Source organism: Nocardioides sp. NPDC004968, assembly GCF_040608935.1.
Lineage (GTDB): Bacteria > Actinomycetota > Actinomycetes > Propionibacteriales > Nocardioidaceae > Nocardioides.
Genome location: NZ_JBEXJF010000057.1, coordinates 1 through 20,488, shown reverse-complemented (window position 1 = coordinate 20,488; position 20,488 = coordinate 1). Strand labels below are relative to the sequence as shown.

Below are 20,488 nucleotides of genomic sequence, written 5' to 3'. Positions count from 1 at the left end.
TAAAAAAAAAACAAAAAAAAAACAAAAAAAAACAACCAAACGTTTGTTCGCCCCCCCCCTGCGGTGGGGGGCCCCCCCCCCCCCCCCCCCCCCCCCCCCCACAACTGCGGAATCGGCGTCCGTTCGTGCGGACTCGATCGAGGCGAGTCAGGCGACCTGGTGATGGGCGGGGACGTCCAGGAAGCCGGCGTCACCACCGGTGTAGTAGGTCGCCGGGTCGGCCTCGGCGAGAGGAAGCCGACGGCGAAGGCGCTCGACGAGGTCCGGATTGGCGAGGTACGCCCGGCCGAAGCTCACCAGGTCGGCACCCAGGCCCAGCCAGCGGTCCGCGGAGTCCAGATCCGTCGGCCTGGCCCCGAACGCCGCCCCACCGCGGGTCAGCCAGGAGCTCGGGTTGACGATCATGGTCCCGTCCCACCGCTTGCGCAGGTCGAGCATGGTCGCCTCCTCGGTGGTGGCTTCGATGTGGACGTACGCCAGCCCGAGCCGGTTGAGCTCGGTGACCAGAGCCGCATAGAGCTCGGCATGGTCGGCTTCGGCCACGTCCCAGATCCCGGCGCCGGGCGAGAGCCGGATGCCGGTGCGGTCGCCGCCGACAGCGTCCACCGTCGCCTCGACGGCCTCGACGGCGAACCGGATGCGGTTGGCCACCGTGCCGCCGTAGCGGTCGGTGCGCACGTTGGCGTTGGTCGAGAGGAACTGGCTGATCAGATAGCCGTTGGCCCCGTGCAGCTCGACACCGTCGAACCCGGCGCCGACCGCACGGCGGGCGGCTTCGGCGTAGGACTTGGCCTGCTCCGCGACCTCTGCGGTCTCCAGGGCACGGGGCACCGGCGCGGGCTGGGGCCCGGTCGGCGTGAAGACGTCGGCCGCCGCGGCGACAGCTGACGGGGCCACCGGCCGACGCCCGGAGATCGACTCGTGCGAGATCCGGCCGCCGTGCATCAGCTGGGCGAAGATCCGGCCACCGTTGATATGGACCGCGTCGGTGACCTGCCGCCAGGAGGCGGCCTCTTCCTCCGTACGCAGTCCCGCGGTGTTGGGGTTCGAGGTGCCGACATGGTTGGGGGCGATCCCGTCGGAGATGAGCAGGCCGGCGGTCGCCCGCTGAGCGAAGTACGTCGCCATCGACGGCGTTGCCAGGCCGTCCGCGGTGCCTCGGGCGCGGGTCATCGGTGCCATCACGATCCGGTTCGGCAGTGTCAGCGGGCCCAGGTGGTGGCGGTCGAAGAGGCTGGTCACAGGTGAGCTCCTTGGGAGTGGCAATGGTTCGCCACGTACGCTAGAACCTGACACTGACGTCAGAGGCAAGTCTTGTGCCGGAGATCACCCCAGGAGGAGTTCGATGCGAATCGGCGAGCTCGCGCGTCGGGCAGGCGTGAGCGTCCGCTCGCTGCGCTACTACGAGGAACAGGGGCTGCTCGTGTCCGAACGCAGCGGCAGCGGCCAGCGGCACTACCCCGAGGCGGCCGTCGACCGGGTGATCCTGCTCCAGCGGCTCTACGCGGGCGGACTCTCGAGCCGTACGATCGGCGAGGTCCTTCCCTGCGTCGACCGGCCGAGCGCCGACACCTCCGAGTCGGCCTTCGAGATGATGGTCAGCGAGCGCGACCGGCTCAGCGCGCACATCGAGGACCTGCTTCAGACCCGCGACATGCTCGACGAGCTGATCGCCACGAATCGCCGCCACAACGCGACCCTCCGGTCCGGCTCCGCCGGCTGAGCATGCACCGAGACAGCAGAAGTGGGCGACGAAACCACTGTCTCGTCGCCCACTTCTACAGATTCGGCGGAAGATCCGCCTGAAGGGTCAGGACTTGTAGTCCTTGAGCAGCGATCGGCCGATGATCATCTTCTGGATGTCGCTGGTGCCCTCACCGATCAGCATGAACTTGACCTCACGCATGATCCGCTCGATCTCGTACTCCTTGGAGTAGCCGTAGCCACCGTGGATGCGGAAGGAGTCCTCGACGACCTCGTTGGCGTACTCGGAGGCGACCATCTTGGCCATCCCGGCCTCCACGTCCATCCGCTTGCCGGTGTCCTTCAGACGCGCGGCGCGGACCATCATGTTGTGGGAGACCTCGACCTTGGTGCCCATCTCCGCGAGACGGAACAGGATGGCCTGGTGCTCGGCGATCTTCTTGCCGAAGGTCTGACGCTGCTGGGAGTAGGCGATGCCGAGCTCGAAGCCACGGATCGCCAGGCCGCAGGCGCGGGCGGCGACGTTGACGCGACCGACCTCGACACCGTCCATCATCTGGAAGAAGCCCTTGCCCGGGGTGCCACCGAGGATCTGGTCGGCCGAGATCTTGTGGGCCTCGAAGATCATCTCGGTCGTGTCGATGCCCTTGTAGCCCATCTTGTCGATCTTGCCCGGCACGGTCACGCCCTGCGCGGTCTCACCGAAGCCAGGGGTCTTCTCGACCAGGAAGGTGGTCATGTTCTTGTAGACGCTCTCGGCGCCCTCGTCGGTCTTGGTCAGCACCGCGACCAGGGTCGAGGAGCCACCGTTGGTCAGCCACATCTTCTGGCCGGTGATCTCATAGGACCCGTCGGCCTGCTTGGTCGCCTTGGTGGACACCGCGCTCACGTCGGAGCCCAGACCCGGCTCGGACATCGAGAACGCGCCACGGACCTCGCCGGTGGCCATCTTCGGCAGGTACTTCTGCTTCTGCTCCTCGGTGCCGTGCTGCATCAGCATGTAGGCCACGATGAAGTGGGTGTTGATAACACCCGACACGCTCATCCAGCCGCGCGCGATCTCCTCGACGCACAGCGCGTAGGTCAGCAGCGACTCACCCAGCCCGCCGTACTCCTCCGGGATCATCAGACCGAAGATGCCCAGCTCCTTGAGACCCTCCACGATCTCGGTCGGATACTCATCGGCATGCTCCAGCTCCTGGGCCACCGGAATGACCTTCTCGTCCACGAACTGACGGACGGTCTTCAGGATCTCTTCCTGAATATCGGTGAGACCTTCGGTCTCGGCAAGGCGACCCATGCTTCACTCCTACTCTCGGTGGTCGGGGCCACATCGTTTCGACCCGACGAGACCACGCGTACGTGTCACTGCGGCAGGTTACCAATCAGTAACCATCAGTGACAGGGTGACTCCCACCACATCGCGATCCTACGTCCCTCACACCCGCCGTCCGACTGCCGAGAAGAACGGCCTGAAGAGCTTGTCGTACGACGCCTTGGTGACGCTCACGTAGCCCGACCGCTTCCCGGTGCCGGCCGAGGTGGACATCTGGGTGCTGGAGCTGAAGGCGAACGCCGGAGTGGCACCGGTCCTGCTGATCAGCAGCACGGTCGCTCGTAGGCCCGCGCGGTCATAGCCGCTCGGGCGCCGCACAGCCCAGCTCTCCTTGTTCACGTCCTTGCCGAGGACCCGCTGCAACGAGCGCATCTCGGCGGTCGTGGTCCCTTCCGCGGTGACGACCTGGACCCGCGCACCACGCGACTTTGCCCGCTTCAGCGCCCGGAGCACCTTGGCGTTGCTCAGCGCACGGGTGGCCAGGTGGACGACCTGACCCCGCTTGGTGCTGTTGATCGACTTCAGGACCGTACGCAGCACACTCTGCTCCTCGGCGGTGCTCAGTCCCGGGTCGGTGACCACGACACCCGGCCCGAACCGGACCCGGGAGGAGCCCTCGGTGGAGGTGACCGGCAGCGGCGAGAAGTCGACGCGGACCGCGTGGTGGTCGGACTCGAGCCCGAAGGCGCGCTGGTTGCCGGTGGCGAACCGCGCGATCCCGCGGGCCAGCACGTAGTCGATGGTCGAGGCCCGGCCGTGCGTGACCGGTGCCTGCTGGGTGACGTCGTAGCTCGGGGTCAGGTGCTGCGCGGCGAAGATGTCGCTCGGGTAGCGAGAGCCCTCGTACTGCACGTTCAGGTCGCCGCCGACCATCACCGGCCCACGTCTGGCCAGCGCCTTGACGAGCACGTTGAGCGCGCGGGCCGAGGGACGGACCAGGTCGCCGTAGTACTTGGACTTGGGCGCGAAGTGCACCGCGACCACCGAGACGTTCCGGCCGGTCGCCCGATTCTCGAGGGTGACCCAGTTGGCGAACCTGATCCCCCAGTGCAGCTTCTGGTCGGCCGGCTTGCCGCGCTTGTTGCTGATCTGGTGGATGCCCTTCGAGGTCGCTGCCCACTCGTCGTTGTCCCACGCCACCGCCGTGGCCGACCTGTACGCGTCGCCACCCTTGCGCCAGACCCGATAGCGCCCCGGCTCGAGACTCGCGCTCCGGCGGCCGTTCACCTCGTTGTAGGTGATGAAGTCGGGCGAGGTGCCGACCACCTCGCGTACGTCCTTCTTGAACCTCGCCGTGCTCATGCTCGCCCTGATGTTGGCCTGGACCATCCGGTAGCGCGGTGGCGAGTAGGCGACGGTCTCCAGGTCCGCCACGGCCGGAGCGGACGAGTCGCGCACGGCGACGAGCGCGCCTCCGACCAGACCGATGACAAGCCCGGTGGCGAGCAGGACGTTGACCATTCGGATCCCGAGTGACGTGGCATCAGATTGCGTACGCATCTGTTCGGACCCCTTTCGACGCAGCGACGAGCGCTCTCACTGGTCACATAGACCACTTTTGTAACACAAGCCTCACCCGGATCCTGGTTCCCCTTCCCGAGCGGTTCGGATAGCTCATCGAATTCGCGTTCGGTGCCAGCGCGTGAGCGTCGAAGCGACCTAGTGGGGGACATGTCATAACGTGGGCCCGTGAGCACCTCGCCCAACCGCGTCTACGCGGCACGCCTGGTCGGCCTTCCGATCTTCGACCCGCTCGGTGAGCAGGTCGGCAAGGTGCGAGATCTCGTGGTCACGGTCAGATCCGACGCCCGGCAGCCGCGCGTGCTGGGCCTGGTCGTCGAGGTCTTCGGTCGCCGGCGCATCTTCGTGCCGATGACCCGGGTGACCAGCATCGACGCCGGTCAGATCTACACGACCGGTCTGCTCAACATGCGCCGCTTCCAGCAGCGTTCGACCGAGACCCTGGTGATCGGCCAGATGTTCGACCGTCAGGTCACCATCCGCCCCACCGGCGTCGTCGGGACCGTCTACGACGTCGGCATGGAGCAGGCCCGCAACCGCGACTGGCTGCTTTCCCGGGTCGCGGTCCAGGAGCCTTCCAAGGCGCTGCGCCGCCGCGGCCAGACCCACGTGGTCGAGTGGAGCGACACCGAGGGACTGGCCAGCCGCTCCCCCACACAGGCCGCGACCCACCTCGTCCAGGCGATCCACGACATGCGCCCGGCCGATGCCGCGACGATGATCCACGAGCTCCCGCCCGAGCGCCAGCGACAGGTCGTCGCCGCCCTCGACGACGAGCGCCTCGCCGAGGTGCTCGAGGAACTGCCCGAGGACGATCAGGTCGCCATCGTGCGGGCCCTGGACTCCGAGCGTGCCGCCGACGTGCTCGAGGAGATGTCCCCCGACGACGCCGCCGACCTCATCGCCGAGCTGCCCGAGGAGACCGCCACCCTGCTGCTCGAGCTGATGCAGCCCGAGGACGCCAAGGACGTACTCCGGCTGATGTCCTACGAGGAGGACACCGCCGGCTCGATGATGACCCCCGAGCCGGTCATCGTCGGCCCCGACGCGACCATCGCCGACGCGCTCGCTCTCGTACGCAACCCCGACCTCACTCCGGCCCAGGCTGCCCTGGTCTACGTCTGCCGCCCTCCGCTGGAGACGCCGACCGGCAAGTTCCTCGGCATCGCCCATATCCAGCGGCTGCTGCGCGAGCCACCGTCCACGCTGGTCGCGGGCGCGCTCGACGAGTCCCTGGAGCCGCTGCGCCCCGAGGACAGCACCGAGCAGGTCGCGGCCCACCTGGCGACGTACAACCTGGTCGCCGCTCCCGTCGTCGACGAGAACGGCCATCTGGCCGGCGCGGTCACGGTCGACGACCTGCTCGACCACCTGCTCCCGGAGAACTGGCGCGAGAACCTCGCCCGCCAGGAGTCGCCCACCGAGCCGCGGCCCGACACCAGGCCCGACACCCGTCCCAACAAGGTGATCACGCCGGAGATGGTGCGACGTGGCTGACACCCGCGCCGCCCGCGGCCGCCTCGACACCCCGCGGGAGCTGCGCCGCCCGCTGGTCCGGCGGCCCACCTTCCGCGCCGACGCCTTCGGCTCCTTCGCCGAGGCCTTCGCGCGCTACATGGGCACCGCCCGGTTCATCGCCTGGATGACGATGGTCGTGGTCATCTGGGTCGTCTGGAACCTCCTCGTTCCGAAGGACTGGCGCTTCGACGAGTTCCCGTTCATCTTCCTGACCCTGGCGCTGAGCCTGCAGGCGTCGTACGCCGCGCCGCTGATCCTGCTCGCGCAGAACCGCCAGGAGGACCGCGACCGGGCCATCGCCGAGCAGGACCGTCGCATCGCCTCGCAGTCCAAGGCCGACATGGAGTTCCTCGCCCGCGAGACCGCGTCGCTGCGGATGGCCCTCGGCGAGGTCGCCACCCGCGACTATCTCCGCTCCGAGCTCCGGCTGCTCCTCGAGGAGCTCGACGAGCGCGACCGTCACCGCGGTCCGATCGACCAGCCCTCGGGCGATGCTGGAGACTCCCCACGTACGACGTAGGCTTGCATACCGTGAGTAGCCCGCTTCTCGACCGTGTCAACGCAGCCCTGGCGACCGTTCAGGACCCGGAGATCAAACGTCCCATCACCGAGCTGGGGATGGTCGACTCCGTCTCGATCGACGACGCAGGTCTCGTCAGCGTCAAGGTGCTGCTGACCGTCGCCGGCTGCCCGCTCAAGGACACCATCAACCGCGACACCACCGCCGCGCTCGAGAAGGTCGACGGCGTCACCGGCGTCGACCTCGAGCTGGGTGTGATGACCAACGAGCAGCGCACCGAGATGCGCAACGGGCTCACCGGCGGCCAGGCGCAGCGGGAGATCCCCTTCGCCCAGCCGGGCTCGCTGACCAAGGTCTTCGCGATCGCGTCGGGCAAGGGCGGTGTCGGCAAGTCGTCGGTCACGGTCAACCTGGCCGTCGCGCTCGCCCAGCAGGGTCTCAAGGTCGGCATCGTCGACGCCGACATCTACGGCCACTCGGTGCCCGCGATGCTGGGCGTGGCCGACTCCCGGCCGACCCAGGTCGACGACCTGATCATGCCGGTCCCGACCGCCTCGGGCGTCTCGGTGATCTCGATCGGGATGCTCAAGCCCCGCCGCGACCAGGTCGTCGCCTGGCGCGGACCGATGCTCGACCGGGCCCTGGTCCAGATGCTCTCCGACGTCTACTGGGGCGACCTCGACGCGCTGCTGCTCGACCTGCCCCCGGGCACCGGCGACGTGGCGATCTCGCTGGGCCAGCACCTGCCCAACGCCGAGATCGTCGTGGTCACCACCCCGCAGGAGGCCGCCGCCGAGGTGGCCGAGCGGGCCGGCACGATGGCCGAGATGATGCACCAGCGCGTCGTCGGTGTCGTGGAGAACATGTCCTGGCTCGTCCTGCCCGACGGCTCCAAGATGGAGGTCTTCGGCTCCGGCGGTGGCCAGCGGGTCGCCGACACCCTCTCCCAGCGCTTCGGCTCGAAGGTCCCGCTGCTAGCCCAGATCCCGCTGGAGCAGACCCTGCGCGAGGCCGGCGACGCCGGGAAGCCGATCGTCGAGTCCGACCCGACTGCCGAGTCGGCCAAGGTGTTGGCCGAGGTGGCGCGTACGATCTCGGGCCGCGGCCGCGGGCTCGCGGGCATGCAACTGGGCCTCACTCCCACCTCCAAGCTCTGAGCCTGTAGGTTCACCTCCGTGTTCGGCATCGGCTTCGCGGAGCTTGCCGTCATCGTCGTGATCGCCATCCTGGTCTTCGGGCCGGACAAGATCCCCGACATGGCACGGCAGATCGCCCGCCTCCTCCACCAGGTGCGCAACCTGGCCAACAACGCGCGAGACGATTTGCGCGGAGAGCTCGGGCCCGCCTACCAGGACCTCGAGCTGCGCGACCTCGACCCGCGTCGCATCGTCAGCAGACAGATCCAGGAAGCTCTCGCCGACATCGAGGAGGAAGAGGCGCGCGCCAAGGCGCCCAGGCCTCTTCTGGCCGGCGAGAAGCCGCCCTACGACGACCAGGCAACGTAGCCCGTCCCTCCAGTCTCCTTTGTCACAGCAGAACCTTCTGTTACTCGCCGGTTTAGAACCACGAATAACGGGTAAGAGAAGGTTGCCTGCGTAGAAAGGAGTTTGCGCCCATGAGCGCTCTACCATCTCGGGACCCTGATCCTGCGGAGCCGGATCCGCAACGCCCTGCCGAGGTGCCCCTGGCCGATGTCCAGGGCACGCTCGCCTTCGATCTACAGCCACGCCTGGACCCGCCGCAGCCGGACCGGAGCGGGCAGGATGACGCCCTGCTGGCCGAGCCGATTCCGATCGTCCCGGCCCGCGGCCATCTGAACGCATGGATCCCACAGTTCGCCCAGAAGATCGCCGAGGTCGTCGGCGGGGACCGGCCGGCGAGCCAGCTGGTCCGCTGGACGACCAAGGAGGTCGTCGCCGATCTGCGCTACCGCGCCGCTCTGACCGCCCGTAGCGGGGCGTACGAGCCCGGTCTGGGCCGCCACCAGCCGGTCCGTCCCCGCGTCTATCGATGGCACCTTCACGTCGTCACCGACACCATCGTCGAGGCCACCGCCACGATCAAGTACGGCCACGGCTACCGCGCGATGGCCCTCCGCTTCGAGCAGAGCGGCGAGAACTGGATCTGCACGGTCCTCAACTTCGGGCCGTACACATAAAACCATGGAGCGCTGTACGTACCTGGTACGTACAGCGCTCCACGGGTTATCGCTGAGGGTCCTCAGCCGTTGACGCGGGTGGTGAGGCCGGTCGGGCCGCCGGGGCGGCCGTGACACTGCTTGAACTTCTTGCCCGAGCCGCAGGGGCACTGCTCGTTGCGGCCGATCTTGGCGTAGGGGTCGTCGGCGTTGCTGACGGCGCCCTGCGCCTCGGCCTGACCCTGCTCGTCCGGGCCGGAGAAGGCCAGGTGCTTGGGGGTGGCAGGCTTCTGCAGGCCCTTGGCGTGGATCTGGGGAGCGCCGGCGCTGGACACGGGGGCGGCGGGCTGCGACTTCAGGGCGGCGGAGATGTCCTGGAGACCACCGGCCTGACCGACGCCGACCGGCGGCTCTGCGAGCGCGCCCTCGTGCATCGGACCAGCGTGACGGGTGCCGTCGGGGTGGTAGTGGAACTCCGGCTCCGCCTGCTCGACCTGGACCTCCAGGTTGAACAGGTAGCCGACCGCGGCCTCCTTGATGCCGTCCATCATCGCGGTGAACATGTCGTAGCCCTCGCGCTGGTATTCCACCAGCGGGTCACGCTGCGAGTACGCGCGCAGACCGATGCCCTCGCGCAGGTAGTCCATCTCGTAGAGGTGCTCGCGCCACTTGCGGTCCAGCACCGAGAGGACGACCTGGCGCTCGACCTCGCGCATGCCCTCGGAGCCGATCTCCTCCTCGCGGCGGTCGTACGCCTCCTGGGCGTCCTTCTTGAGGATCTCGATCAGCTCGTTGCGGTCGAGGTCGTCCTTGCTGCCGCCGGCGTCCGCGATCAGCTTCTCGGGCTCGACCGAGACCGGCCACATCTGCTTGAGGTCGGTCCACAGCTGGTCGAGGTCCCACTCCTCGGCGTACTCCTGGGTCGCGCCGGTGACGACGCCGGTGACGACGTCGTCGATGAAGGTGCGGATCTGGTCCTCGAGGTCGGCGCCCTCGAGCACCTCGCGGCGCTCGGCGTAGATCACCTTGCGCTGACGGTCCATGACGTCGTCGTACTTGAGGACGTTCTTGCGGGACTCGAAGTTCTGGCCCTCGACCTGGGTCTGCGCGTTGGCGATCGACTTGGTCACCGACTTCGCCTCGATCGGCACGTCGTCGGGGATCTTCAGCGTGGTCAGGATGCGGTCGACCCACTCGCCCTTGAACAGGCGCATCAGGTCGTCCTCCAGCGACAGGTAGAAGCGGGACTCGCCCGGGTCACCCTGACGGCCGGAACGACCACGCAGCTGGTTGTCGATGCGGCGGGACTCGTGGCGCTCGGTGCCGAGGACGTAGAGACCACCCAGCTCGGTGACCTCCTCGTGCTCTGCGGCGACCTGCTTCTTGATCCGCTCGACGGTCGGCGCCCAGGCCTGCTCGTACGCTTCGGCGGTCTCGCCGGTGGGCTCCAGGCCCTGCTTGCGGAGCTCTTGGTCGGCCAGGAAGTCGACGGAGCCACCGAGCATGATGTCGGTGCCTCGACCGGCCATGTTGGTGGCGACGGTGACCGCGCCCTTGTGGCCGGCCAGCGCGACGATCTTGGCCTCGTCGGCGTGGTACTTCGCGTTGAGGACCGTGTGCGGGACACCGCGCTTCTTGAGGATGTTGCCGAGGTACTCGGACTTCTCCACCGACACGGTGCCGACCAGCACCGGCTGGCCCTTCTTGTGGCGCTCGACCAGGTCGTCGGCGACCGCCTCGTACTTCGCCTCCTCGGTGCGGTAGACGAGGTCGGGCTGGTCCTTGCGGATCATCGGCTTGTTGGTCGGGATCGGGACCACCCCGAGCTTGTAGATCTTGTCGAACTCCGACTCCTCGGTCATGGCCGTACCGGTCATGCCGGAGAGCTTCTCGTAGAGGCGGAAGTAGTTCTGCAGGGTGATGCTCGCCAGGGTCTGGTACTCCTCGCGGACCTTCACACCCTCCTTGGCCTCGATCGCCTGGTGCAGGCCGTCGTTGTAGCGGCGACCGGCGAGCATGCGGCCGGTGTGCTCGTCGACGATCAGGACCTCGTCGTTGGCGACGACGTACTCCTTGTCGCGGCGGAAGAGCTCCTTGGCCTTGATCGAGTTGTTCATGAACGAGATCAGCGGGGTGTTGACCGCCTCGTAGAGGTTCTCGATGCCGAGGTGGTCCTCGACCCGGGTGATGCCTCGCTCGAGAACGGCGATGGTGCGCTTCTTCTCGTCGACCTCGTAGTCGACGTCCTTGGTCAGCGTCTTGGCGATCGTGGCGAACTCGTCGTACCACTTCACGTCGTCCTCGGTCGGGCCCGAGATGATCAGCGGGGTGCGGGCCTCGTCGATGAGGATCGAGTCGACCTCGTCGACGATCGCGAAGAAGTGGCTGCGCTGAACCAGGTCGGCCATGGAGGAGGCCATGTTGTCGCGCAGGTAGTCGAAGCCGAGCTCGTTGTTGGTGCCGTAGGTGATGTCGCAATTGTAGGCCTCGCGGCGCTGCGCCGGGGTCATCTGCGGCAGGATCACGCCGACGGTGAGGCCGAGGAAGCCGTAGATGCGGCCCATCATCTCGGCCTGGAACTTGGCCAGGTAGTCGTTGACCGTGACGACGTGGACGCCCTTGCCGGCCAGCGCGTTGAGATAGGCCGGGAGCACCGCGGTCTGGGTCTTGCCCTCACCGGTCTTCATCTCGGCGATGTTGCCGAGGTGGAGCGCCGCGCCGCCCTGGATCTGCACGTCGTAGTGACGCTGGCCCAGGACGCGCTTGGTGACCTCGCGGACCGTGGCGAACGCCTCGGCCATGATGTCGTCGAGGTCCTCGCCGTTGTCCAGGCGTTGCTTGAACTCGTCGGTCATCCCGCGCAGCTCGTCATCGCTCATCGCGACGAACTCGTCCTCGATCGCGTTGACGGCCTTCGAGATGGCCTCGAGCTCGCGAAGGATCTTGCCTTCGCCGAGGCGAAGGATCTTGTCGAGAATTGCCACGGTGGCGGGCTCCTACTAGCGGCAGACAGATAGCACGCTCACTCTACCCACCTCCCGGTCGCCCACTCACACCAACGGCGCAAGCAGGGGTGCCAGGTCGCCCTTGGGATCGACCTCGATGGCGCTCAGGCCGAGCCATCCGGCGAGCCGCTCGAGCTCTGCCGCCAGCTCGATGGCCGTCTCCACGGGCGCGCCCTCCTCCGTATAAGCACCCTTGACCTTGAGCGTTCCGCTCTTGCGGTCGGCCTTCAGGTCGACGCGGCCGACGATGTGCTCGCCGAGGAGGAACGGCAGCACGTAGTAGCCGTGGATCCGCTTGGGCGCCGGCGTGTAGATCTCGATCCGGTAGAAGAAGTCGAAGAGCGCCTCGGTGCGCTCCCGCTCCCAGACCAGCGGGTCGAACGGGCTCAGCAGCGCACGGGCCTCGACGCGCCGCGGGAGGCGGGACCCCGAGAAGAGGTACGCCTGCTTGCGGATGCCCTCGACCGCGACCGGCTCCACCTCGCCGGCGTCGATGAGCTGGTTGAGTGCGCGTGTCGTGTCGTCGACGCGCATCCGGAAGTAGTCGGCGATGTCCTTGGCGGTGCCGACCCCGTGGGACCGGGTGGCGCGGCGTACGAGCTCGAGGTGGGCCTCCTCCTTCGACGGCGTCGGCGCGTCCAGGTGGATCCGCGGGATGACGCGCTCGGGCAGGTCGTAGGCGACCTCGAACTGGTCGTTGCGGTGCGAGATCGCCAGCTCGCCGAACATGTAGAGGATGTCGAGGGTCTTGCGCGAGTCGGACCAGTTCCAGCCCCAGTGGTCCTTGGTCTGGGGGCCCGCGTCGTCGAGCACCTTGGCCGCATCGCGCGCGGTGAGCGCTCCCTGCTCGGCCACCAGCGCCACCACCTTCTCCTTCATCCCGTCCGGCACGCTCCCCCACCACTTCGAGCCCTTCTGAGCCCGGTAGTGGTCCATCCGCCACTGCATGTGCGGCCACAGCTCGACCGGCATGAACGCCTGCACGTGGGCCCAGTACTCGACCATCCGGCGGTCCTTGAGGCCCTTGCTGGCGCGGTGCAGGAGTCCGGTGTCGTACGCCCCCATCCGGCTGTAGAGCGGCATGTAGTGCGCGCGCTGCAGGACGTTGACCGAGTCCACCTGGAGGACGCCGGTGCGCTCGAGCGTGCGCTGGAACGTACGCATCGTCGGCGTCGTGTGGGGCTTGTCGGCGAACCCCTGCGCCGCCAGCGCGATCCGGCGGGCCTGGGAGCGGCTGAGTGTCTGAGAGCGAGGCACGAGACCGACTCTAGAGCCGGTTCCGGACAAGTCTCGTCCGGAACCGGCTCCCGCCGAACCGTTGCAGCGCTCAGCCGGTGAAAGAAAAGTTTCTTTCACAGCGGGCCGAAGACCTCCCCGACGTCCGCATCGAGCCTCAAGGTGTCGAGCACGCTCAGCAGCTTGCGCTCCTCGAAGCGGAAGTGGGACTCCATGATCGCGGAGATGCCCTCGAGGTGCTTGCCGAGGTCTTCGGGGGTTGCGGCCCGATCGACGGCGGCCTGGAGGCCGCCGAGGAGGTGACCGATCATGGAGTGATCCTGCTCGAGATAGCGGATCGTCTCGCGCAGCTCCGGGTGCGACCGGGCGATCGCCGGGAAGAGCTCCCGGTCCTCACCCTCGTGATGGCCGGTCAGGGCCGCACAGAACCCATGACAGAACAGCAGCAGGTCACGAGCCGCTGGCTCGGCGGGATCTCCCGCGGCGATGGTCTCCTGCGTCACCCGCAGGGCCTTGCGCAGACGCTCGTGCACGTCGCGCATCTCGTTGCTCCAGGCGATCAGCCTGGTCTTCTCGCCCTCAGTCACGCGAGGGCGAAGGGGACGACAACATCAGTCGTGCTCCTTCGAATCCGGCGCCTCCATGCCTGACACGGTCTGCCACCGGCACGCGACGCTGGCGTCAGCCTAGTCCACGTTGAGGAGCTTTTGGCGCACGGCGTACATGACCGCCTCCATGCGCGAGTGAGCCTGGAGCTTCTCCAGGATGTTGCGTACGTGGTTCTTGACCGTGTTCTCCGAGATGAACAGCCGCTTGGCGATCTCGCGGTTGTTGAGGCCCTTGGCGACCAGGCCGAGGACCTCGAGCTCGCGGTCGGTGAGCTTGGGGCCGGGGACCGGGGAGCGGTCCGGCCGGGACATCTGCTTGAACTCCTCCATCAGCTTGACCGCCATGGAGGGGCTGATCAGGGACTGGCCGTCGGCGACGACCCGGATCGCCTGGGCGACCTGGTCGATCGAGGAGTCCTTGAGGAGGTAGCCCATCGCGCCGGCCTTGACCGCGTCGTAGAGGTCGGCCTCCTCGTCGGAGACGGTCAGCATGATGATGTTGGCCGAAGGGACGGCCTCCTTGATGGCGACGCAGGCCTCCAGTCCGGTCTGCTTCGGCATGCGTACGTCCAGCAGCACGACGTCCGGAGCGGAAGCCGCGGCGCGCTCGGTGCCTTCGATGCCGTTGGTCGCCTCTCCGATGACCTCGATGCCGGGCTCACTCGCCAGCAGCGCGACCAGGCCCCTTCGGAAGAGCTCCTGGTCGTCGACAACCAAGACGCGGACCGGCTCACGATCGGCACCAGATGTAGATGACACGAATGCATCATGGCACGTAACTGATGATGACAAAGAGAATGGCCGGGACTCATCCACCTGAGGGATGGATAAGTCCCGGCCGACGTGCTTACGAGCGGTTGCTCGTCACAGCCGTCAGACGAGGTCTGCGCGGTTGAGCGCGATCACCCCGTAGTCGTATCCCCGCCGGCGGTAGACGACCGCCGGCCGCATCGAGTCCTTGTCGATGTAGAGGTAGAAGTCGTGTCCGACCAGCTCCATCTCGTAGAGGGCCTGGTCAAGCGTCATCGGCTCCGCGGTGTGCGTCTTCTCCCGGACCACCAAGGGCCCCTCCCCCGTCACCGTGATCGGACCGACCTGGTGCTCCCGTACCGTCTCCTCCTCGAACTGCTCGGACTCGGACGTCGTGGCCAGGCCGTCGGGCTCGATGCCCGCGAGTGCCTGTCCGACGGATACCGGCGTACGACGGCCGCGGTGGACTCTGCGGCGGTCGGCGGCTCGGCGCATCTGGGATGCCATCTTGTCGACAGCCAGGTCCAGCGCCCCCATCTTGTCCTCGGCACACGCCTCGGCCCGGATGACCGGACCCTTCGAGTATGCGGTGAGCTCGACGTGTACGGCGCCCTTGTGCTGGCGCGGGTTGGGCTCGTTGTCGACCTCCACGTTGATCCTGATGATGCGGTGGTCGTGCTTCTCGAGCTTCGCGAGCTTCTCTGCTACGTGAGCGCGATAGCGGTCTGAGACCTCGGCGTTGCGGGCCGTGACGACAACTTCCATCGGTACCTCCCGGTGTTTCGGGGTTGGCGGGATCCCGGACGGTCAGCGCATGTGACCTCCGGGGTACGGAGTCCGCCTGGCCGACCTGGTCTTCGACCCCACAATCGCCTGCTGAGGCTTAGCAGCTTGATGCCACTCCACCTTCTCCTTGCTGGTTCCCGTATCTGACGGGAGGGCAAGGGCAGGACTTATCTCTAAGCCGCACCGTGATCCCCTTGCCCCAAAATCTGGGTGCGTAGGGTTACGTGGACCGTTTCGCCTGCGACTGGCATCGGCTTGCCGCTCGGATGCCCGCAATGCGGACCTCTCTGCGACGCAACCACGGACCCAGGCGGACTCCATGTAGTGACGGTAGTTCGCCGATCTGCCCCACGAAAGCCCTTCAACAGAATTACATGACGGTTTCCTACATTTGAACGCGAGACCGACGCTGGGTGGCCGCTACGGTCGCGATCGCTTTCACGCCGAGACCGACCGATTCCAGCGCTCGTTGCGCCTCCCGCGCGGTCGCGCCGGTGGTGATCACGTCGTCGCAGACGATGAGCGTCGCTCGCGGGATCTTCCTGGCAAGTGTCCGGATGCCGGACGCGGGGCAGGTGATCGAACCGTCGAGGTTGGCCTGTCGCTGCCGGGAGTCGAGACCGGCCTGGTCCGCGACACCGGGTCTGGTGCGGAGCAGCTGGTGATGGCGTACGCCGAGCCCGTGCCGCCTCAGCATCGCGGCTGCCCTGCGCGTGATCGCCTCGGTGCTGTCGAGGCCGCGCTCGCGTACGGAGGCGGGGCGCGACGGGACCGGGACGAGGACGGTCGGGCCGGTGCCGGTCGTCGCCATCGCCTCGAGGACGGAGAGCGCGAGCAGGCCGGCCAGAGGCTTGCGGAGGCCGAGGAGCTGGTGTTCCTTCAGACCGATGACGAGCTGCTTGAGGGTGCCGTCGTATGGCCCTGCAGCGAAGACCGGGGCGATGCCCGGCGGCGCCGGGGTCGGCGGGCTCGGCCGGGCCGTGTCCGGGAGGTCGACCCGGCAGTCGTGGCAGAGCAGCCTGCCGGGCCGTCGGCAGCCGACGCAGCGGCCGCCGACGACCAGGTCGTGCCAGGCGTCTGCAAGGTCCATGGGTGGAGTGGACCAAGTGCGTGCCACGGGGGCAACCAGGGGCCGCGTACCTGTGGATAAACCTGTGGAGAGTCAGCCCTGATAGGTGATGTCGGAGAGGTCGGAGGGCAGCTCCAGGTCGAACCGGTCGAGGGGATCCAGGAGGGTCCAACTGGAGACGGCATAGAGGCGGGCCGAGGCCACCGGGGAGCCGACGACACCGGTGACCCGGTCGCTGAGGGTGTAGCGCTCGCCGCTGGGGGCACCGTCGAGCGAGACCGACTGGAAGAGCGCGGTCGAGCTGATCTGCTGGACCGCGACGATGGTGGTCGGCGAGGTCCAGGCGATGTCGGTGACCCGCATCGACCCGGAGTCCGGGTGCGGCAGCAGGACGGCCGACGTCGCGGTCGTGATCTCGCCCTTCGAGCTGGCCCGCAGTCGGCTGACCACGATCCGGTCCGAGGACTCGCCGTCGATCACCGCCACGAACCGGGTGCCGTCACGGGAGACCAGGAACCGGGTCACGTTCTCCCCCGTCACGCCGGGCACCGCGACGCGGACGCGGCGGTCGCCGTCGACGTACATCACCCGGGCGCCGGTCGAGTCCTTGTCGACCAGCCACAGCCGGCCGGCGAGGTCCCAGGAGGGCCTCAGCAGCCGGGTGCCCTTCACCGGGGCCCTGGACAGCTCGCCGTCGCTGGTCAGCTCACCGACGACGACGCCGGTGCGGTCGGCGGTGATCGCGGCGGCGGTCGAGCCGTCGGCGTCGACGGCGACGTCGGTCACGCCGTGGGACTTCGCCCAGGCGCCGAGCACCGGCACCCACGGGTCGCCGTTCTCCCCGGTGCTGGTCACCAGCGCGCCGCCACGCAGCGCGTAGAGGTCGACCCGCGCGGAGGTGCCGTTGGGATCGTATCCGCCGCCGCTGTCGACGCTGAACGTCTCTCCGTAGCCCGGCAGCACCACCGGCTCCCCGTCGATCGTGAGCCGGATACGTTCCACGCTGGCGTCCTGCCGCAGGGTCCAGGCCAGCTGGGCGCCCATGAGCTGGAGCTCCTCGGAGCTGTGGTCATCCAGGTCACCGGCGAGGTCGACCTCGGCCACCCCATCGCGTACGTCCACCGAGCGGGGCTCGTCCGCCTCGGGCGGGAGCGCGCTGCGGATCACGCCCTGCGCCTCCTCCCCCGGGCCGCTCAGCAGGCTGGAGACCAGGGTGGTGGCGTAGGAGGTGCCCTTGGGGGCGAAGATCGGCTCCGGCACCAGGGTGTGGCCAGTCGGTTCGACGTAGTAGAGGTTGCTGCGGGCGAAGTGGGTCAGGAACCAGTCCTCCTCGACCACCAAAGCGTTGGGCGCCGAGCTGATCCGCCACTCGCCCTCGGCGCGGGTCAGCTCGAAGTCGAGGATCGCCTGCGAGGCGGCCAGCTTGCCGCGCCACACGCCCCGCTCGTCGAGCCAGCCGGCGTCCTCCAGCTCCACCGACACCCGCGGCGAGGAGCTGACGTGGCTGCCGAGCTCGCCGTAGACCAGGGTGCGGCCGGCCGGCGCCCAGTTCATCGCCGCGTCCTTGGTGAGGTAGCGGCGGGCATAGGCGGTGCTCATCGGGGTGGCCTTCATCGCGTCGAGGAAGCCGTCGACGATCTCGCCCGAGGACGCTCCCGCGCGCGGGGCGCCGGGGTTGTAGGGGATGACCTCCTCCTGCACGTCCGGCGCGGCCAGGTCGACGCTCTGGACGGGGCCGGAGTCGGGCACGCCCGTGCACGCCGAGACGAGGAGCGCGAGCGCGGCCAGGAAGACGGCGAAGACGGGTCTCACGATGCCTCCAAGGTGTCACGGGCGTCTGCCGGGACGAGCGGGAGCGGGCTGTGCCTCAGCGCCGCGCCGGCATAGCGCGGAAGCGTGAGCCGGAACTGCGCACCCTGGTCCGGGCGGCCCCAGGCCTGCAGCCAGCCTCCGTGGAGATGGGCGTCCTCGAGGGAGATCGACAGGCCCAGGCCGGTGCCGCCGCTGGAACGGTCCCGGGCGGGGTCGGCTCGCCAGAACCGGTTGAAGACGAGAGCGGTCTCCCCCGGGGCCAGCCCGACACCGTGGTCGCGCACGGTCAGCGCCGCCGCGTGCTCGTCGCTGTCGATCCGGATGGTGACGGTCTGACCCACCAGGGCATGGTCGGTGGCGTTGGCCACCAGGTTGCGTACGATCCGCTCGACCCGGCGATGGTCGACCTGGGCGATGCACGGATGACTCGGAGCGACGACCTTCAGCTCGATGTCGCGCTTGTCGGCGAGCGGCGTGTGGGCCTCGACGACGGCGTGGGCCAGCGCGGTCAGGTCCGTGTCGTAGAGGTCGAGCACGGCCGCGCCGGCGTCGAAGCGACTGATCTCGAGCAGGTCGCTCAGGAGCGTCTCGAACCGGTCCAGCTCGGTCTGCAGCAGCTCGGCCGCCCGAGCCGTCGGGGCGTCGAAGGTGTCCCTGGCCTCGTAGAGGACGTCGCTGGCCATGCGGACGGTGGTGAGCGGCGTACGCAGCTCGTGGGAGACGTCGGAGCTGAACCGTCGCTGGACGCGGGAGAGGTGCTCGAGCTGCCGGATCTGGTTCTGCAGCCCGCTGGCCATCTGGTTGAACGAGAGAGCCAGGCCAGTGAGGTCGTCCTCGCCGTGGACGACCATCCGCTCCTCGAGGCGGCCGGCGGCGAGCCGCTCGGCGGTCCTGCGGGCGATCCGGATGGGTGTGACGACGTGGCGGGTCACGATCCAGCTGCCGACGCCGATCAGCAGGATCAGGATCGCGCCGGCGGCCAGCAGCCCGCGGGTGATGACGCCGAGCGTCTCCTGCTCCTGGTCCATCGGGAAGAGGAAGTAGATGTTGTACGTGTCGTCGTGCAGCTCCAGCTGCGACCCGATCACGATGCCGGGGGTCGTCGACCGCTCGCCGTCGTCGTAGGAGATCCGGGTGTAGGTCCAGGCAGGCTCGGCGCGGTTCGTCTGGAAGCGGTCCTCGAGCGTGCGCGGGACGCTGCGTACGTCCACACCGGGTGTCCACTCGACACCGTCGTCGCTGATCCGGCCGGAGGTCGAGGTCACCGGACCGGCCATGACGACGCCGTAGCCGCGCGAGACGCTGCGCTGGATGATCGGGTCGCCCAGATCGTTGCGCTGCAGCGGCGTGCCGCCGTTGGCGCCCGAGGTCTCCGCGATGCTCGAGCGGGCCGCGGAGAGCTCCTCGGATGCCTCCGCCTTCGCCGCGGCGACCCGGTCCTGGACCAGCTCGTCGCCGATCTGCTCGAGCAGGATCAGCCCGACCAGGCTGACGGCGGCTGCGGTGAGGAGCACGGTGTAGACCACGACGCGGGTCTGGATCGACCGGCGCCAGGTGGTCAGGAGCTTCTTGGGCGTCCGGGCTGTGGTGCGGACGACCTGCTGGAGCGTCACACGGGCCCCGCCTTGTAGCCGACGCCGCGGACGGTGACGACGATCTCGGGGTTCTCCGGGTCGTGCTCGACCTTGGAGCGCAGCCGCTGGACGTGCACGTTGACCAGGCGCGTGTCGGCGGCGTGACGGTAGCCCCACACCTGCTCCAGCAGCACCTCGCGGGAGAAGACCTGGTGGGGCTTGCGGGCCAGGCACTCCAGCAGGTCGAACTCCAGCGGCGTCAGCTGGATCTGCTCGTCGCCACGGGTCACCTGGTGGCCGGCCACGTCGATGGTGAGGTCGCCGATCTCCAGCACCTCGGGCACGGCGTCGCCGTGCCTGCGGACCCGCGCCCGGATCCTTGCGATCAACTCCTTGGGCTTGAACGGCTTGACCACGTAGTCGTCGGCCCCGGACTCGAGTCCGACCACCACGTCCACCGTGTCGCCCTTCGCGGTGAGCATGACGATCGGCACGCCCGACTCCTTGCGGATCTGCTTGCACACCTCGATGCCGTCCATCCCGGGAAGCATCAGGTCGAGCAGCACCACGTCGGGCTTGTAGTCGTGGAACGCCGGCAGCGCCATGTCACCACGAGAGACGAGCTGTGAGTCGAACCCCTCTTGTCTCAGCACGATCGCAAGCATCTCGCTCAGCGAGGCATCATCATCGACGACGAGGACCTTGCCCTTGGCGGGCTGGTCGGGAGCACTGCGATCGGCCATGTGTCCGATTCTGTCACCCAGTGCGTGCGACGCGTCACATGAGCCACCCCACAACGCGCGAGTCGGCTCGTCCACCTCCGGGGGCGCCGGCTTGGCGGCGGTCGAGATCGGCGCGCTGCTCGGCGCCCATGTCATCGCCTGCGCCTCCTCGCCCGACAAGCTGGCATTG

At 68.2% G+C, this 20,488-nt stretch carries 18 protein-coding genes; 6 read left to right on the top strand and 12 right to left on the bottom strand.

Annotation, left to right across the window (positions count from 1 at the left end; all coding sequences use genetic code 11):
• Window positions 1–147: 147 nt before the first annotated feature.
• The gene (locus tag ABZU72_RS27795; RefSeq protein WP_355022006.1) at window positions 148–1,242 is read right to left on the bottom strand and encodes an alkene reductase; all 1,095 of its coding nucleotides are present in this window, start codon (window positions 1,240–1,242) and stop codon (window positions 148–150) included.
• Between the two features lie 103 nt (window positions 1,243–1,345).
• On the opposite strand from ABZU72_RS27795, the gene ABZU72_RS27790 reads away from it, so the two are divergent.
• Window positions 1,346–1,723, top strand: a complete 378-nt coding sequence (locus ABZU72_RS27790) for a MerR family transcriptional regulator (protein WP_355022005.1) — start codon at window positions 1,346–1,348, stop codon at window positions 1,721–1,723.
• 87 nt (window positions 1,724–1,810) lie between these two features.
• Here ABZU72_RS27790 and ABZU72_RS27785 read toward each other — a convergent pair whose 3' ends face one another.
• Both ABZU72_RS27785 and ABZU72_RS27780 read right to left on the bottom strand, forming a co-directional pair.
• Complete coding sequence (locus ABZU72_RS27785) at window positions 1,811–3,004, bottom strand: acyl-CoA dehydrogenase family protein (protein WP_355022004.1); 1,194 nt, start codon at window positions 3,002–3,004, stop codon at window positions 1,811–1,813.
• 138 nt (window positions 3,005–3,142) lie between these two features.
• Complete coding sequence (locus tag ABZU72_RS27780) at window positions 3,143–4,540, bottom strand: endonuclease/exonuclease/phosphatase family protein (protein WP_355022003.1); 1,398 nt, start codon at window positions 4,538–4,540, stop codon at window positions 3,143–3,145.
• A 189-nt stretch (window positions 4,541–4,729) separates the two neighbouring features.
• On the opposite strand from ABZU72_RS27780, the gene ABZU72_RS27775 reads away from it, so the two are divergent.
• From ABZU72_RS27775 to ABZU72_RS27755, 5 genes are all read left to right on the top strand, one after another.
• Entirely contained in the window at window positions 4,730–6,058 is a 1,329-nt protein-coding gene (locus ABZU72_RS27775; RefSeq protein ID WP_355022002.1) for a CBS domain-containing protein, read from the top strand.
• Window positions 6,051–6,599: a DUF1003 domain-containing protein gene (locus ABZU72_RS27770; protein ID WP_355022001.1), complete on the top strand. Its 549-nt coding sequence runs from the start codon at window positions 6,051–6,053 to the stop codon at window positions 6,597–6,599. Before ABZU72_RS27775 ends, ABZU72_RS27770 begins: the two co-directional genes overlap by 8 nt.
• Window positions 6,600–6,610: 11 nt before the next feature.
• Window positions 6,611–7,756, top strand: coding sequence for a P-loop NTPase (locus ABZU72_RS27765; protein WP_355022000.1), 1,146 nt, complete (start codon window positions 6,611–6,613; stop codon window positions 7,754–7,756).
• Window positions 7,757–7,774: 18 nt separating this feature from the next.
• Window positions 7,775–8,104, top strand: coding sequence for a sec-independent translocase (locus ABZU72_RS27760; RefSeq protein ID WP_355021999.1), 330 nt, complete (start codon window positions 7,775–7,777; stop codon window positions 8,102–8,104).
• 110 nt (window positions 8,105–8,214) lie between these two features.
• Window positions 8,215–8,757, top strand: coding sequence for an Rv3235 family protein (locus ABZU72_RS27755; protein ID WP_355021998.1), 543 nt, complete (start codon window positions 8,215–8,217; stop codon window positions 8,755–8,757).
• A 62-nt stretch (window positions 8,758–8,819) separates the two neighbouring features.
• Here the strand turns inward: ABZU72_RS27755 and secA are convergent, their stop codons facing one another.
• The 9 genes from secA to mtrA all read right to left on the bottom strand — a co-directional run bounded on the left by secA (window position 8,820) and on the right by mtrA (window position 20,319).
• Complete coding sequence (gene secA / locus ABZU72_RS27750; RefSeq protein WP_355021997.1) at window positions 8,820–11,720, bottom strand: preprotein translocase subunit SecA; 2,901 nt, start codon at window positions 11,718–11,720, stop codon at window positions 8,820–8,822.
• 66 nt (window positions 11,721–11,786) lie between these two features.
• Complete coding sequence (locus ABZU72_RS27745; protein ID WP_355021996.1) at window positions 11,787–12,998, bottom strand: crosslink repair DNA glycosylase YcaQ family protein; 1,212 nt, start codon at window positions 12,996–12,998, stop codon at window positions 11,787–11,789.
• A 95-nt stretch (window positions 12,999–13,093) separates the two neighbouring features.
• Window positions 13,094–13,564, bottom strand: coding sequence for a hemerythrin domain-containing protein (locus ABZU72_RS27740; protein WP_355021995.1), 471 nt, complete (start codon window positions 13,562–13,564; stop codon window positions 13,094–13,096).
• A 99-nt stretch (window positions 13,565–13,663) separates the two neighbouring features.
• The gene (locus ABZU72_RS27735; protein ID WP_045547972.1) at window positions 13,664–14,344 is read right to left on the bottom strand and encodes a response regulator transcription factor; all 681 of its coding nucleotides are present in this window, start codon (window positions 14,342–14,344) and stop codon (window positions 13,664–13,666) included.
• 114 nt (window positions 14,345–14,458) lie between these two features.
• Window positions 14,459–15,100, bottom strand: a complete 642-nt coding sequence (gene raiA / locus ABZU72_RS27730; RefSeq protein ID WP_350715432.1) for a ribosome-associated translation inhibitor RaiA — start codon at window positions 15,098–15,100, stop codon at window positions 14,459–14,461.
• A gap of 406 nt (window positions 15,101–15,506) precedes the next feature.
• Entirely contained in the window at window positions 15,507–16,211 is a 705-nt protein-coding gene (locus ABZU72_RS27725) for a ComF family protein (protein WP_355021994.1), read from the bottom strand.
• 72 nt (window positions 16,212–16,283) lie between these two features.
• The gene (locus ABZU72_RS27720) at window positions 16,284–18,002 is read right to left on the bottom strand and encodes an LpqB family beta-propeller domain-containing protein (RefSeq protein WP_355021993.1); all 1,719 of its coding nucleotides are present in this window, start codon (window positions 18,000–18,002) and stop codon (window positions 16,284–16,286) included.
• Entirely contained in the window at window positions 17,999–19,615 is a 1,617-nt protein-coding gene (gene mtrB / locus ABZU72_RS27715; protein WP_355021992.1) for an MtrAB system histidine kinase MtrB, read from the bottom strand. The genes ABZU72_RS27720 and mtrB overlap by 4 nt, the downstream gene beginning before the upstream one ends.
• Window positions 19,612–20,319: an MtrAB system response regulator MtrA gene (mtrA, locus tag ABZU72_RS27710; protein WP_355021991.1), complete on the bottom strand. Its 708-nt coding sequence runs from the start codon at window positions 20,317–20,319 to the stop codon at window positions 19,612–19,614. The genes mtrB and mtrA overlap by 4 nt, the downstream gene beginning before the upstream one ends.
• Window positions 20,320–20,488: the final 169 nt, after the last annotated feature.